This window comes from Sphingomonas floccifaciens (genome assembly GCF_042681125.1).
Lineage (GTDB): Bacteria > Pseudomonadota > Alphaproteobacteria > Sphingomonadales > Sphingomonadaceae > Sphingomonas > Sphingomonas floccifaciens.
In genome coordinates this window covers 798,156-812,251 of record NZ_JBHUFC010000002.1, presented here as the reverse complement: position 1 = coordinate 812,251, position 14,096 = coordinate 798,156, and the positions used below count along the sequence as shown (strand labels likewise).

14 protein-coding genes are annotated in these 14,096 nt (G+C 66.4%); 9 read left to right on the top strand and 5 right to left on the bottom strand.

The annotated features are described in order from the left end of the window. Positions 1-86: 86 nt before the first annotated feature. Together ACFSC3_RS06620 and ACFSC3_RS06615 are read left to right on the top strand one after the other, a co-directional pair. On the top strand, positions 87-1,409 hold the full coding sequence (locus ACFSC3_RS06620) for a bifunctional folylpolyglutamate synthase/dihydrofolate synthase (protein ID WP_380939593.1): 1,323 nt from the start codon (positions 87-89) through the stop codon (positions 1,407-1,409). 74 nt (positions 1,410-1,483) lie between these two features. Then, entirely contained in the window at positions 1,484-1,906 is a 423-nt protein-coding gene (locus ACFSC3_RS06615) for a DUF6628 family protein (protein WP_380939592.1), read from the top strand. Here the strand turns inward: ACFSC3_RS06615 and ACFSC3_RS06610 are convergent. Beyond that, complete coding sequence (locus ACFSC3_RS06610) at positions 1,898-3,232, bottom strand: AmpG family muropeptide MFS transporter (protein WP_380939591.1); 1,335 nt, start codon at positions 3,230-3,232, stop codon at positions 1,898-1,900. The genes ACFSC3_RS06615 and ACFSC3_RS06610 overlap by 9 nt on opposite strands. Before the next feature lie 56 nt (positions 3,233-3,288). Here ACFSC3_RS06610 and ACFSC3_RS06605 point away from each other — a divergent pair, with 56 nt between their 5' ends. After that, a complete protein-coding gene (locus tag ACFSC3_RS06605; RefSeq protein ID WP_380939590.1) occupies positions 3,289-4,410 on the top strand; it encodes an aromatic ring-hydroxylating oxygenase subunit alpha in 1,122 nt (373 codons plus the stop codon). 22 nt (positions 4,411-4,432) lie between these two features. Here ACFSC3_RS06605 and ACFSC3_RS06600 read toward each other — a convergent pair whose 3' ends face one another. Continuing rightward, complete coding sequence (locus tag ACFSC3_RS06600; RefSeq protein ID WP_380939686.1) at positions 4,433-4,864, bottom strand: response regulator; 432 nt, start codon at positions 4,862-4,864, stop codon at positions 4,433-4,435. 118 nt (positions 4,865-4,982) lie between these two features. On the opposite strand from ACFSC3_RS06600, the gene ACFSC3_RS06595 reads away from it, so the two are divergent. Further along, positions 4,983-6,251 (top strand): pseudouridine synthase, encoded by a 1,269-nt coding sequence (locus ACFSC3_RS06595; RefSeq protein ID WP_380939589.1) that lies wholly within the window; start codon positions 4,983-4,985, stop codon positions 6,249-6,251. Continuing rightward, positions 6,248-6,790: a 16S rRNA (guanine(966)-N(2))-methyltransferase RsmD gene (rsmD, locus tag ACFSC3_RS06590; protein WP_380939588.1), complete on the top strand. Its 543-nt coding sequence runs from the start codon at positions 6,248-6,250 to the stop codon at positions 6,788-6,790. Before ACFSC3_RS06595 ends, rsmD begins: the two co-directional genes overlap by 4 nt. A gap of 2 nt (positions 6,791-6,792) precedes the next feature. Here the strand turns inward: rsmD and ACFSC3_RS06585 are convergent, their stop codons facing one another. The 3 genes from ACFSC3_RS06585 to ACFSC3_RS06575 form a co-directional block, all read right to left on the bottom strand. After that, positions 6,793-8,073 (bottom strand): MFS transporter, encoded by a 1,281-nt coding sequence (locus ACFSC3_RS06585; RefSeq protein ID WP_380939587.1) that lies wholly within the window; start codon positions 8,071-8,073, stop codon positions 6,793-6,795. A 168-nt stretch (positions 8,074-8,241) separates the two neighbouring features. Then, positions 8,242-9,261 (bottom strand): sensor histidine kinase, encoded by a 1,020-nt coding sequence (locus ACFSC3_RS06580; RefSeq protein ID WP_380939586.1) that lies wholly within the window; start codon positions 9,259-9,261, stop codon positions 8,242-8,244. Continuing rightward, positions 9,258-9,662 carry a GFA family protein gene (locus tag ACFSC3_RS06575; RefSeq protein WP_380939585.1) on the bottom strand — a complete coding sequence of 135 codons (405 nt, stop codon included), beginning with the start codon at positions 9,660-9,662 and terminating at the stop codon, positions 9,258-9,260. The genes ACFSC3_RS06580 and ACFSC3_RS06575 overlap by 4 nt, the downstream gene beginning before the upstream one ends. Positions 9,663-9,725: 63 nt before the next feature. Between ACFSC3_RS06575 and ACFSC3_RS06570 the strand changes: the two genes are divergently transcribed. From ACFSC3_RS06570 to ACFSC3_RS06555, 4 genes are all read left to right on the top strand, one after another. Continuing rightward, positions 9,726-12,047, top strand: a complete 2,322-nt coding sequence (locus ACFSC3_RS06570) for an ATP-dependent helicase (protein WP_380939584.1) — start codon at positions 9,726-9,728, stop codon at positions 12,045-12,047. Positions 12,048-12,118: 71 nt separating this feature from the next. Next, positions 12,119-12,736: a hypothetical protein gene (locus ACFSC3_RS06565; RefSeq protein ID WP_380939583.1), complete on the top strand. Its 618-nt coding sequence runs from the start codon at positions 12,119-12,121 to the stop codon at positions 12,734-12,736. 138 nt (positions 12,737-12,874) lie between these two features. Beyond that, positions 12,875-13,186, top strand: coding sequence for a hypothetical protein (locus ACFSC3_RS06560; protein ID WP_380939582.1), 312 nt, complete (start codon positions 12,875-12,877; stop codon positions 13,184-13,186). Positions 13,187-13,262: 76 nt separating this feature from the next. After that, positions 13,263-13,916, top strand: coding sequence for a hypothetical protein (locus ACFSC3_RS06555; protein ID WP_380939685.1), 654 nt, complete (start codon positions 13,263-13,265; stop codon positions 13,914-13,916). The last annotated feature ends 180 nt before the right edge of the window (positions 13,917-14,096 follow it).

The following is a 14,096-nucleotide window of genomic DNA, read 5'->3' as shown; positions in this document are numbered from 1 at the left end:
TCCGTTCGCGCTGAGCTTGTCGAAGCGCCGTACTTCGACAAGCCTGCGACATCTTGCCCGCCAAGCTCAGCACGAACGGTTGTTCGATGGACCACGCCACTTCCACCTCCCCCGCCGTCCAGGCCCAGCTCGATCGGCTGACGATGTTGTCGCCCGGTGCCGATGTCCTCGGCCTGTCGCGGATCCGTGCGTTGCTCGATCGCCTTGGCAATCCGGAAGCGCGCCTGCCGCCGGTGTTCCACGTCGCCGGGACCAACGGTAAGGGATCGACCTGCGCCTTCCTGCGCGCAGCGCTGGAGGCGGACGGGTACGTGGTCCACGCCTATACGTCCCCGCACCTCGTCCGCTTCAACGAACGCATCCGAGTCGCCGGCCGGCTGATCGAGGACGACGCGCTCGCCCCCCTGCTCGCCCGGGTGCTGGATGTTGCGGACGGTATCGGTGCGAGTTTCTTCGAAGTCTCGACCGCTGCTGCCCTGCTGACCTTCGCCGAAACACCGGCCGACGCCTGCGTGATCGAGGTCGGCTTGGGCGGCCGGCTCGATGCGACCAACGTCGTCGACGATCCCGCGGCCTGCGGGATCGCACAGCTCGGGATCGATCACCAAGCCTTCCTGGGCGACACAGCAGAGATCATCGCGCGAGAGAAGGCCGGGATCGCCAAGCCGGGCCGCCCTCTCGTCACCCTCTCCTACAGCGACAGCGTCAACCGCGCGGTGCGCGAGGTTGCGCTGGCGGCCTGCGCCGACCTGCAAGTCCAGGATCAGGCATGGAGCTACACTGCCGAGGCAGCCGCCCGCGTCGCGCGTCATCGTTACCCCGCGGATGGGAATATGATCGTCACCCTCTGGCCCACGCTCGCCGGAGATCATCAGGTCACCAATCTCGCGCTCGCCATTGCCATGCTGCGCGCGCAGGACCGTATCCATGTCTCTCCGGCTGCACTCGGCGCTGCCGCCACCTCCGTCCGGTGGCCTGCACGGATGCAGCGCCTGTCCGACGGCCCGCTGGTATCCCGCCTCCCTGTCGGCACGGCCGTATGGCTCGACGGCGGGCATAACGAACCTGCCGCCCGCGCGGTCGCCGATACACTTGGCTTGATGGCGGCGGGCACGAAGGTCGACCTCGTCGTCGGTATGCTCGCCAACAAGGATGCGGCGGGATTTCTGGCGCCGATCCTGCCGCTCGCGCGGTCGCTGACTGGCGTTCCGATCCCGGGCCATGACCATCACGCTCCCGAATCACTGGCTGCGATCGCTGCGGAGTCGGGTGTATCGGGCGGCACCGCAGCCGACGTTCCGACCGCCTTCGATGCGCTCGCACGCTCCGGGACACAGGCGGTCGCCGTGCTCGGTTCGCTCTATCTCGCCGGTGAAGTGCTCGCGAAAAACGACGAATGGCCGGACTGATCATTATTGCGATTGACTATCAATAGCGCACTGGTGAGGATGTCGGCCTGACGTCCGCAACCAGAGTCGCGCCCATGTCCATAACGCAAAGCTTCACCATCCTGCCGCAGCGTCAGCCGGACGACCCCGCCCCGCGTTTGCTCCTCTTCGCTGTCCGCCAGATGGGTGCGCATGGAGTCGATGATGCTGCTGCTGCGCACGCTTTCATCACCGCGTTCGGCAAGGATTTCCGCCGGCCGCTCATTCTTCTGCGCACGCTGATGCTCGAACTGTCGTCCGCAGCGCAGCGTCCGCTACAGATCGCGCCGTGGTGCTGCAGCCGGATGACCGGATGCGAGAGCGCGCTGCTCGCGGTCGTCGCCAAGTCGCTCGACAACGAAGCCGCCGCGCGCCTGCTCCTCGCCGACCTCCTCGCCACGCGCGACCCGACCGGGCCGCTGGCAACCGCGACAGCGCTGGCGATGGCCTTCGCCGACTGTGGCCTGCCGTTAGGCTGACGCGCCGGCGCGGGCATCGCTCTCGCCTTCGGTCCCAGCCGTTCCGATCGATCGATCGATCACGCCGCTTCGCGCCATCCACCAAAACAGGAGCACACCCGGCAGCGCGACAATGGTCGTGACCCAGTAGAAGCCCGCCCAGCCGAACGCATCGACCAGATCGCTCGCCACTGCTACATTCAGGAACCGTCCCACGATGCTCGCGGCAGAACTGATAAGCGCGTACTGGGCGGCGGTGAAACGCAGGTCGCACAGGGCAGAGAAATAGGCGATCACCGTCACGCTACCGATCCCGCTTGCGATATTCTCGAACGTCATTGCGCCGGCCAGGATTGCATTGCTGTGGCCGGCATTAGCCAGAATCGCGAAGCTAGCGTTAGAAACGGCCATCAACGTCAGGCTAAGGAGTACCGACCGCTTCAGGCCCATACGCGCATACAGCGCGCCGCCGATGAATATGCCGATCAGATAGGCCCAGAAGCCGATGCCGACGTCGAACAATGCGATTTCGTCGTTGGTAAATCCCAGGTCGTCGAGCAGCAGGCGCAGGACGAGTTGCCCCAGCGTATCACCGATCTTGTGGATCAGGATGAAGAGCAGGAGCAGCCACGCACCCGAACGCCGGAAGAATTCGACGAACGGCCCGATGATCGACGCCCAAATCTCCCCTGCCCCGCGCCGGCCGGTCGGCTCACGGTGGCGGTCGGGCTCCCCGAACAGCAGCGCGACGGCGATCGCCGGCAGCGCGAAGAGAGCGCAGATCAGATAGGAGATGTTCCAACCAAGACGCGCCGCAAGCACCAGGGCCAAGCCGCCGGTCAGGACGGAGCCGACACGCCAGCCATATTGGATCATGCCCGACCCGACGCCCAGCTGATATGGCTTCAAAATCTCGATACGATAGGCGTCGATGACAATGTCATAAGTCGCGCCCGCTGCCCCGACGATGATCGCTGCGGTAACTGTCGCCCATAGCTGGGTTCCCGGATCGACTCGCGCGAGATTGGCGACTGCGGCCATTACCAACACGCCTGCGAAGATCATCCAGGATACGCGCTGCCCGAGCCGTCCGAGGATGGGCAATCGAATGCCATCGACCATCCACGCCCACAACGGCTTGAAATTGTAGACGAGGAACGCGAGCGTGAAGGCGGTGATCGTCTTCTTGTCGATATTGCTCTGCGCGAGCCGCGTGGTCAGCGTCGCCCCGATCAACGTGAAACACAATCCCGACGAGATACCGAGAAAGAAGGTCGCGAGCGGGGCGCGTTCGAAATAGGGACGTAACCCTCCCCACCTGCTGCCCGCCTCGCTTACGCTCGCCATACTTGCTCCCGCCCTACAAAGGCGCGAAACTAGCGGAAAATTCGGGGAGAGGAAGCGTGAACGCACCGACCGAGGGCCAGCTTGCCCTTGCCGCGCGACTGGCGACCGGCGGCGACCGTGGCGACGCGATCGTCTACGTCGACGCGACGGCCTATACCGACCCCGCCCGCCATGTCGCGGAGCGCGGCGCGATCTTCGAGCGCATTCCCCTCGTCATCGCGCCTTCCGCGCTGTTGCCCGAGCGTAACATGGCGGTCCCGCACGACGGTTTCGGCAAGCCGCTGCTCATCACGCGCGATCGGGACGGGCATATCCACGTCTTCCTTAACGTCTGCCGTCACCGCGGCACCCGGCTGGTCGAGGGTGATGAATGCGTGAAGGCGCCGCGGCTCGTCTGCCCATACCACGCCTGGGCCTATGCGACTGACGGGCGGCTGGCGGGTGTCCCCCGCGGCGACAGTTTTCCCGGTCTCGATCGCGCCGCCTACGCGTTGCGGGAGCTACCGGCACGAGAGATCGGCGGCCTGATCTGGTTCGCCTTCGACGAAGCGGCCGACTTCGCCGAGGCCGAGGCACTGGCCCCGGATTTCGCCGCCTTCGACCTCGCCAACCATTACCTCTTCCGCCGCCGGACCCACGACGTACCCGCCAACTGGAAGCTGGTGATGGACGCTTTCCTCGAGAGCTATCACCTCTCCCGCCTCCATGCCGACTCCATCGGCAAGTTCTTCAAGGACGGGGTCGCTGCCGCCGACACGATCGGCATCCACCAGCGCTCCGCGGTCGGCCGCGCCGCGGACGATGCTGCATTGACGAGCCGCGACTGGGCGGATCTGCGCGGCGCGATCACCTTCACATACCAGATGTTCCCCGGCACCGTGCTCGCCGCGAGCCCGGACTATATCAACCTGATGGTCCTGATGCCGCAGTCCGAAAACCGCGTGTTCGTCGAGAATTTCATGCTGATTCCCCAAGCCCCCGCGACCGACAAGGCGCGCGAGCATTGGGAGCGCAGCTGGACGTTGCTCGATGGCGGCGTGTTCGGCAGCGAGGATTTTCGCGCAGCGGCGCTGTGTCAGCAAGGCCTTGCGTCCGGGTCCCTGGACAAAGTGACGCTAGGCGGACTGGAACACGGCATCCGCCTCTTCCACGATCAGGTCGAAAGCCGGCTGCGCTGACCATCCGGCCAGCTGGCTGAGCCTAGCCCACCGTCGCGAAGAGGCTGAAACTCGACGGCAACCGCTTCGGCGCCTTTCCGTCCATCACCGTCTCCAGCGCCCCGATCGCGGTCAACAGGTCACGCTGGGCATAGGGCTTGGCAAGGCACCCGACCGCCAGAGCGCGCGCGTCGCCGGGACAATTGCCGGTCACGAACACCACCTTGATCCCGCGTCCCGCCGCGGCCTGCGCCACGCTGACACCGCTGCCGTCCGACAGGTTCACGTCGACCAGCACCAGATGGATATCCGCTCCGCTGTCAATCACGCTGCACGCGTCGGCCACGGTGTCGAACGTGCCGACGATCTCGAACCCCTCGCTGCTCAGGAAATGCTCGGTATCGAACGCCACCAGCGGCTCGTCCTCGACGAGGAGGATGCGCGTAATCCGGCGTTCCTTCCTGGCGAACAACATGGTCCTCATTTCTGCCCGATACGGTCGGGCCTACGGTTGCGAAGCCGTAACGCACGACGTGGAGTCGCGTCGCAAAGTTTTTTTGTCACCCCTCGCCACCTCGGCTAAGGCCCGGTCCGTGCAGAACTCAGGACCAAAAGAGCAGCAGCGCATTGCCAAGCTCCTCGCGCGCGCTGGCGTCGCCTCGCGGCGCGAGATCGAACGGATGATCGCCGAGGGGCGGATCGCGATCGACGGCGTGCGTGTCGACACCCCCGCGACGCTGTTGACGTCGCTGCGCGGCGTGACCGTCGATGGCGAAGCGGTGAAGGACGCGTCCCCCGCCCGGCTGTTCCTGTTTAACAAGCCGGCGGGCACGCTGACCGCGGCGGTCGACTATAACGGCCGCAAGACGATCTACGACGTCCTGCCCAACGACCTGCCGCGGCTGATGCCGGTCGGCCGCCTCGACCTGAATACCGAAGGGCTGTTGCTGCTGACGACCGATGGCGAGTTGAAGCGTCAGTTGGAACTCCCGGCGACCGGCGTCGAGCGCTCCTATCGCGCCCGCGCCTATGGCGATGTGACCCAGGCGCAGCTGGAGGAGTTGATCGAGGGCGTCGAGTTCGACGGCGTCCGCTACGGCCCGATCGACGCCAATCTCGAACGCCGCACCGGTGCGAACGTCTGGGTCGAGATGGTGCTGACCGAGGGCAAGAACCGCGAAGTCCGCCGCGTGCTGGAATATCTCGGGCTCCAGGTCTCCCGCCTGATCCGCACCCGCTACGGCCCGTTCGTGCTGGGCGACCTGCCGGTTGGCGGGATCGGCGAAGTGCGTCAGGTCGACCTCATCCAGTTCCGCGCGAGCCTGAAGGGCAACAAGGCGAAGGCTGTCGAGGAGGCGCGCGCGAACCCGGTCGCGGTCAGGGTTCCACAGCCAAAGCCCGCGCCACAGCCGGAAGCGGATGCCCCGCCCCCGCGCGCGGAGCGCAAGCCGCCGGCGGAGCGTCGCGTGACGCTGGCCCGCCAGAACCGCGCCGACGAGCCTGTCGCCGCTGCCCCCAGACCCACCCGTGCTCCAATGAAGGCCGGAGCCGCTGCCGCTACCGGGCGGCGCACGCCAACGCCCCTGTCTGCGCCAGAGCACGGTAACGGCGGCAGGAGCGACCGAACCCGGCCGGAACGCCCGGATCGCGCCGCGCGCGCCGCGCGCGCCGCGCGCGCCGAACGCCCCGCGAAGGCCTATGAAGGCCGTGAAACCCGCGACGACCTCGCCACCGCTCGCCCGCGTAGCCCGCGACCGGACGGTGATGCCGCTGCCCCCAAGCCGCGCCCGAAGCGCGGCGCCGGCTGGGCGAAGGCCAAGCCGAAGCCGCGTCCCGGCAAGCCCCGGAAGCCACGCGCATGAGGATCATCGCCGGACAATGGCGCGGCCGCCCGCTCGCCGCCCCCGCGGGTGACGCCACCCGCCCGACCGCCGATCGCACACGCGAGGCGTTGTTCTCGATGCTCGCAAGCCGCGTCGGCAGCTTCGAGGATCTTGCTATCGCCGACCTGTTCGCAGGGTCAGGCGCGCTCGGCCTGGAAGCGCTGTCGCGCGGCGCCGCGTCCTGCCTGTTCGTCGAACAGGACCGTGCCGCCCTCGACGCACTCAAGGCCAATATCGCCAAGCTCGGCGCGAAGGGCGCGGAGGTTCGGGCAAGCTCCGTCCTTGCCCTCGGTCCTGCGCGTGCGCCGCTCGACCTGATCCTGATGGACCCGCCCTATGCCAGCGGCGCGGGCAATGTCGCGCTCGACAAGCTGGCGAGGCTCGGATGGACGACGCCCGCGACCTGGGTCAGCATCGAGACGGGCAAGACCGAGGACGTCGACGTCGCCGGCTTTGCGGTCGAGGCCGAGCGCGTTCACGGCAAGGCGAAGATCACGCTCCTGCGGACGACCGGGTAACCTCAGACCCCTTCGAGCGGAACCGGATCGGTCGGCCGCTGTCGCAACAACAGGAGCGCGACCAGGCTCAGCGCCGTCGCCGCGCTCAGGTACAGGCCGACCAGCGCCAATCCGCCGTGCAGCGTCAGCCACTGCGAAATCAGCGGCGTCAGTCCGCCGCCCAGCACGCCCGCGATGTTGAACGTCATCGACGCGCCGGTGTAGCGCACCCGCGGCGGGAACAGTCCCGGCAGCCAGGCACCGAGCGGCCCATAGACGAACCCCATCGCCAACAGCGCCAGCGACAGGAACAGGAACGCGCCGAACAGCGACGCCTGCATCAGCGGCGCGATCGTGAAGCCCAGCAGGATCGTCGCCACGCATCCGCCCGCCAGCACCCGCCGCTCGTCGAAATGCCTGTCGGCCAGCCAAGCGGCCGAATAGATGCCCACCGCCATGAACAGGATCGCGACCAGCTGGATGCCGAGGAACGCCTGCATCGAATAGCCGAGCGTCTTGGTGCCGTAGCCGAGCAGGAAGGCGGTCCCGACGTAATAGGTCGCGAAACACGCGATCGCGCCGACCGTGCCGCCGACGAGCATTCGCCAATGGTTGCTCAGCAGCTCGGCGAGCGGCACCTTAGGTGGCGGCGCTTCTTTCAGCGACTGTGCGAACTCGGGCGTCTCGGTCAGCTTCAGGCGGATGTAGAGGCCGACCGCGACCAGCAAAGCGCTGATCGCGAAGGGCAGCCGCCAGCCCCAGTCGCGGAACTGTTCGGGCGTCAGCGCAACGCCCAGGATCAGGAACAGGCCGTTGGCGGCGATGAAGCCGGCCGGCGCCCCCATCTGCGGCGCGCTGCCATATCGTGCGCGCCAGCCCGGCGGTGCGTTCTCGACCGCCAGCAACGCCGCCCCGCCCCACTCGCCGCCCAAGCCGAAGCCTTGTCCGAACCGCAGAAGGGACAAGGCCAAGGGGGCGATCCAGCCGGCCTGCTCATAGGTCGGCAACACCGCAACCAATGTCGTCGAAATGCCCATCGTCAGCAAGGAGGCGACCAAAGTCGACTTGCGCCCGATCCGATCCCCGAAATGCCCGAAGAACGCCGCCCCCACCGGCCGCGCGAAGAACGCAACGGCCAGCGTCGCGAACGACGCCATTTGCGCAAGGCCGGGCTCCACTTCCGGAAAGAATAGCGCGCCGAATACCAGGCTCGCCGCGGTCGCGTAGATGTAGAAATCGTAGAATTCGATGGCCGTGCCGACGAAGCTGGCGGTCAGTACCCGGCGATCTGATGGTCCTTGCAACTGGCGATCCTCCCCGGCGGGACGATAGAGCGACGGCAAGGGAGGGCAACCCCCTCGACCAGTCCCGTCATCCCCGCGAAGGCGGGGATCAATTATGGCCGGACTTCGTGAGTCTCATTGCCATCAGCGACTATTTATCTTCGCCTCCGCGGAGATGACGGCGTTGCTTCATGCCCCCGGCAGCGTCAACGTCGCCCGCGTCCGCTCGGCCTTCGCCAAATCGAATCGACCGCCCCGCGATCGCGCCAGCATCGTCGCGATGCGCAGGCCGAGACTGGTCGCTTGATCGCCATCGAAGCCATCGGGCAGGCCGTGGCCGTCATCCTCCACGCTCACGACGAGTTCGCCGGTCGCGGTATCGCGCAGCACGCGGACGTCGATCCTGCCGGGCCGGTCGCCGGCAAAGCCATGCTCGATCGCATTGGCCACGGCTTCGGCGACGATCAGCGCGGTCGGGATCGCGGCATCGGGCTCGATCCCCACCGACGGATCGCCCGTCACCGTCAGTCCGATGTCGTGACGCCCGCTCGCCTCGATCACGCCCCGGCACAGTTCGTCAAGGAACGGCACGAGCCTGTGCGCGGTGCCGTTGGGGTCGTAGAGTTGCCGACTGATCCGCCCGATCAACTCCAGCCGCCGCGACGCCTCACGCAGCGCTGCCTTGGCGTCCTCGTCCGCCAGTTGTCGTGTCTGCACCGTCAGCAGCGCGGCGGCGACCTGGAGATTGTTCGATACCCGGTGCTGGAGCTCGCGGAACAGCAATTCGCGGGTCTCGGCCATCACCCGGTTCGCCTCGCGCTCCGCCGCCAGTCGACGGTTACCGCTCTGCATCCAACGGACCAGCACTAGGTCGGTGCCGACGACGAACAGGTAGAATCCGAGCGCGATCGACGAGCCGAGGTTGAGGTCGAGCGAATAGCGCGGCGTCAGGAAAAAATACCACGCCAGGAACCCGCAAACGACCGCCGACACCGCCCCCAGCCGCGCGCCGAACAGGAACGAGGTGACGATGACCGCGGGGAAGAAGGTGACATAGGGAAAGCCGGGCGGCATCAGCGGATCGACCGCCTCGCGCACCACCAGCGCCAGTGCGGCGATCAACAGCATCGCGCTCACGCCAAACCACGGGCGATCCTCATAGACCGGATATCGCTCGATCCACCGCGAGCGCTCGGCGGATCGGCTCAACCCGTTGCGCCGGGATAGCGCGCGAATTTCGGCAGATCGTGCATCGTCTCAAACCAGCTCGGAGCCTCCGCCGTCTGAATCAGTACCGCCGGCGGAACCGCATCCGGGTCGTCGAACGTGGCCGATTGAATGTCCACCTGCCCCGGAAAGACGCTCGCCGAGTAGAAGAACAGCCCGGTCCCGCACGTCCCGCAGAACTGCCGGATCGAATCGCGCGACGAATTATAGCTGACGGGCGCGCCGGTGATCGTCACCTTGTCCTCGTCGAACAGCGCCCAGCCGACCGGCGTCGCGCCCGCCGACTTCCGGCAATCGGCGCAACAGCACAGCGCGTTGTGATGCGGATCACCCTCCGCCACATAGCGCACCGCGCCGCACTGGCACCCGCCGGTGATCGTCATGTCGGAAAACCCCTGTTTTTGCGAACCTTGCCCCGGCCGCCGTCGTTCTCTACCTGTTCGCCCATGTCTGCGCCAGCCCCCCAAACCGACGCTGCCCCCTATCTCCAGGGCCTGAACGAACCGCAGCGCCAGGCCGTGCTGACGACCGAAGGCCCGGTGCTCGTCCTCGCCGGCGCGGGCACCGGCAAGACCGCAGCGCTCACCGCGCGGCTGGCCCACCTGCTCTACACCCGCCGCGCCTATCCGAGCGAAATCCTGAGCGTCACCTTCACCAACAAGGCGGCGAAGGAAATGCGCGAGCGCGTGGGCCGTCTGGTCGGCGACATGGTGGAGGGGATGCCGTGGCTCGGCACCTTCCATTCGATCGGCGCCAAGATGCTGCGGCGTCATGCCGAACTGGTCGGGCTGCAATCGAATTTCACCATCCTCGACACCGACGACCAATTGCGCCTGCTCAAGACGCTGATCGCCGATGCCGACATCGACGAGAAGCGCTTCCCGGCGCGCAGCCTCGCCGGCTTCATCGATTCGTGGAAGAACAAGGGTCTAACCCCCGCCCAGCTCGATGCAGGCGAAAGCGAACTCTACGCCAACGGCAAGGGGCAGCAGCTGTATCAGGCCTATCAGGACCGGCTGAAGACGCTCAACGCCTGCGACTTCGGCGACCTGCTGCTTCACAGCCTCGTACTCTTGCGCGAACACCGCGAGGTGCTGGAACACTATCAGCAGCGCTTCCGCTACATCATGGTCGACGAATATCAGGACACCAACAGCGTCCAGTATCTCTGGCTCCGGCTGTTGGCGCAGGAGCGCAAGAACATCGCCTGCGTCGGCGACGACGACCAGTCGATCTATTCCTGGCGCGGCGCGCAGGTCGAGAACATCCTAAAGTTCGAACGCGATTTTCCCGGCGCGGTCGTCATTCGATTAGAGCAGAATTATCGCTCCACCCCGCACATCCTGGGTGCCGCGTCAGGCGTGATCGCGAATAACGGCGGCCGGCTTGGCAAGACCTTGTGGACCGAACTCGATGTCGGCGAGAAGGTGAAGGTCATCGGCGTTTGGGACGGACCCGAGGAGGCCCGCCGCGTCGCGCAGGAGATCGAAGCCTGCCAGGTTGCGGGCAAGTCGCTCGATGACATTGCCATCCTCGTCCGCGCCCAGCACCAGACCCGCGAATTCGAGGACCGCTTCATTGCGACCGGTCTGCCCTACCGCATCGTCGGCGGCTTCCGCTTCTACGAACGCGCCGAAATCCGCGACGCGCTCGCCTATCTCCGTGTCGTCGCGCAGCCTGCCGACGATCTCGCCTTCGAACGCATCGTCAACGTCCCCAAGCGTGGATTGGGCGACAAGGCGGTCGCGAAACTCCACCAGCTCTCGCGCGCGCTTCGCGTGCCGCTCAGCGAAGCCGCCGCCCGCATCCTCGACACCGACGAGATGACGGGTGCGGCGAAAAAGTCTCTCGGCCGGCTCGTCGCCGACTTCGCCAGCTGGCACACCAAGGCCGCGGAACTGCCCCACGCCGAGCTCGCCCGGCAGCTGCTCGACGAGAGCGGCTACACGGCGATGCTCCAGGCCGATCGTTCTGCCGAAGCCGCCGGGCGCCTGGAGAACCTGACCGAACTCGTCCGCGCGATGGAGGAGTATGATTCGCTCGGCGCGTTCCTTGAGCACGTCAGTCTGGTCATGGAGAATGACGCCGGCAATCGCGGCGCACAGGTCACGATCATGACGATCCACGCCGCCAAGGGTCTGGAATTCGACACCGTGTTCTGCGCCGGCTGGGAGGAAGGCTTGTTCCCCTCGCAACGGTCATTGGACGAAGGTGGTCTCGCCAGCCTGGAGGAGGAACGCCGCCTCGCCTATGTCGCGATCACCCGCGCCCGGCGGCGCGCGATCATCCTCCACGCCGCCAACCGCCGCATCTACGGCCAGTGGAATTCCTCCATCCCGTCGCGCTTCGTCGGCGAGCTGCCCAAGGTCCACATCGATGAAGAAACGACGATGTCCGGCGGCGAGTCGCTCTGGCGCGCCAACTGGACCGATCGCGCCGACCCGTTCGCCGATGTCGCCCGCGGCACGGGCCGTGGCCCGGGCTGGCAGCGCGCGGCCGGTGTCGGTGGCAATGTCGACGTGAAAAACCCCGGCGGGGCCTTCACAAGCCGGACCTTCACCCGCGAGCCCGCTCGCGTGAAGGAAGCCACCCGCAGCGCGGTCAGCCTGGGCAACAAGGGGCGCGATGACCTGACGATGGGCCAGCGCGTGTTCCACCAGAAGTTCGGCTATGGCGAGATCGTCGAGATCGAAGGCAACAAGCTGGAGATCGATTTCGAACAGGCAGGGCGGAAGCGGGTGATGGACAGTTTCGTGGTCGCAGGATGAGCCTCGCCGGTACGGCTGGACCATCATAGGCGGATTCGGCATTCGACCCGAATTGAAATGCGGGAGACATCATGACGGCGTTGCACACGGACCTGAGACAGACGCATCGGGCGCGTCGGAACGGCTGGGCGACCGCCACAATTCTGTGTTGCGCGATCATGGCGACGGCGTTGCCGGCATCGGCGCAGACCGCTCCCAAGAAGACGCTGGGGGCATGGAGCCTTGCGGTCAGCCGGGACGGCCAGGGCTGTTTCGTCACGCGACGCTTCGACGGACCGGGCGAGACGGTGCTGATGCTCGGTCTGGATAGCGATGGTTCGAACCATCTGACCATCCTCAACGGCAATTGGTCGATCGTGCCGAAGCAGGCGCTGACGCTGGAGTTCCGGCTCAGCCGCGGCGGCTATGGCGACCATGCGGCGATCGGTATCGACGTGGACGGCACGCGCGGCTTCGTCGCGACGTTCGAGCCCCGCTTTCCGGACCATTTCGCCGCGTCTGAGCGACTCGACATCTATCGCGGCAAGATGCCGGTCGCCCGGCTCGACCTGACGGGCAGCGGTGCTGCAGTGGCGGAGCTGAAGCGGTGTACGGCGAAACAAGCTCCTGGTGCGAAGGGCTCTTCACCGTCGTCAGACGTTCCGATCGACCCGTTTGCCGCTGGCTCGGCGCGCAAGTCGAAACGTTAGCCAGCGCATAATCGGGTGAATTGGCCGCACGAACCGTCGGTTGGCCGTTAACCGCGCACGTCCCGTCAGAATCCGGATTGTTACGACCCCGTCGCTCCGCTTGGTCCGGCGTGCCCCCAATGACGTGAAAGGACAGTAATGTCGCAAGTTAACCTGAAGCTGGTCGCCACCCTGGCGATCATGGCCGGCAGTGTCGGCCTCGGCGGTTGCGCTACGAAGAAATATGTTCGTGAGCAGATCGCGCCCGTCAGCCAGCGTGTCGATACGCTGGAAACGCGTCTGGTCGAGACGGATGGCGTCGCCAAATCGGCCCTCGCCGAGGCGCGTGCTGCCGGCCAGCAGGGCCAGAACAACACCCAGCGCCTCGATCAGCTGAACGGTCGTGTCGACGGCCTCGATCAGCGCCTGCAGATCCAGGAAGCGAAGCCGGCCAAGCGCGCACGCAACTGATCCGCTACGAACTCTCCGGGTCGGCCTGTCATGACGGGCCGACCCGATCCTTTTGCCCCACTGCCGAGACACCGACATCATGCGGCTTGCTCTATCCAGTGCCTGTCTGGCCCTTAGCCCGATCTGTGCCGCAGCACCCGTTGCCGCTCAGATTGCTCCGGCGGCACAGGCTCCCACGCCCATGTCACCCGAAGCCACCCGGGTGGCGCGCTGGGCGACCGCGTCGGACGATCACCGACACCTCCCGTTCGCGGTGATCGACAAGGTGGCGGCGCGTCTGCACCTGTTCGACGCGTCGGGACAGCCGCTTGCCAGCGTGCCGGTGCTGATCGGCATCGCTCCGGGCGACGATGCGACGCCGGGCGTCGGGTCGAAGTCGCTGGCGGAGATCGGCCCCGCCGAGAAGACGACTCCGGCGGGGCGCTTCCTCGCCAAATTCGGGCCGGCGGCCGGCGGCACCAAGATGCTGTGGGTCGACTATGCGACCTCGGTGGCGATCCATCCGATCCCCAAGGACGCCAGTCGCAAGGATCGCCGGCGCGAACGCATGCTGTCGGAAACCGCCGACGACAACCGCATCACCTACGGCTGCATCAACGTCCCCGCCGCCTTCTACACAAAGCTGCTGCGCCCCCGCTTCCTGAAAAAGGGCGGTTACGTCTACATCCTGCCCGACACGAAACCGCTCGGCATGGTCCTGCCGTTGGCCGCGGTCAGTCCGGCTGACTAGGGTCGTTTAACCAACCGTTCGTGCTGCGCGACGTCGAAACACATAGTGGAGGGCGGCCCTTCGACTTCGCTCAGGGCGAACGGGGGGCAAGGCTTATCGCTTCAGGCTCTAAGCCCGAGCAGACCCGCCTCCCCGTTCAGGAACCATATCGTTCCCGACCCGTATCGACGGATGCCGCCA

Excerpts from the sequence above, each read along its gene's own strand:
- ACFSC3_RS06620 (WP_380939593.1), top strand. The coding sequence starts at position 87 with ATGGACCACGCCACTTCCACCTCCCCCGCCGTCCAGGCCCAGCTCGAT.
- ACFSC3_RS06615 (WP_380939592.1), top strand. The coding sequence starts at position 1,484 with ATGTCCATAACGCAAAGCTTCACCATCCTGCCGCAGCGTCAGCCGGAC.
- ACFSC3_RS06610 (WP_380939591.1), bottom strand. The coding sequence starts at position 3,232 with ATGGCGAGCGTAAGCGAGGCGGGCAGCAGGTGGGGAGGGTTACGTCCC.
- ACFSC3_RS06600 (WP_380939686.1), bottom strand. The coding sequence starts at position 4,864 with ATGTTGTTCGCCAGGAAGGAACGCCGGATTACGCGCATCCTCCTCGTC.
- rsmD (WP_380939588.1), top strand. The coding sequence starts at position 6,248 with ATGAGGATCATCGCCGGACAATGGCGCGGCCGCCCGCTCGCCGCCCCC.
- ACFSC3_RS06575 (WP_380939585.1), bottom strand. The coding sequence starts at position 9,662 with ATGACGATCACCGGCGGGTGCCAGTGCGGCGCGGTGCGCTATGTGGCG.
- ACFSC3_RS06570 (WP_380939584.1), top strand. The coding sequence starts at position 9,726 with ATGTCTGCGCCAGCCCCCCAAACCGACGCTGCCCCCTATCTCCAGGGC.
- ACFSC3_RS06565 (WP_380939583.1), top strand. The coding sequence starts at position 12,119 with ATGACGGCGTTGCACACGGACCTGAGACAGACGCATCGGGCGCGTCGG.
- ACFSC3_RS06560 (WP_380939582.1), top strand. The coding sequence starts at position 12,875 with ATGTCGCAAGTTAACCTGAAGCTGGTCGCCACCCTGGCGATCATGGCC.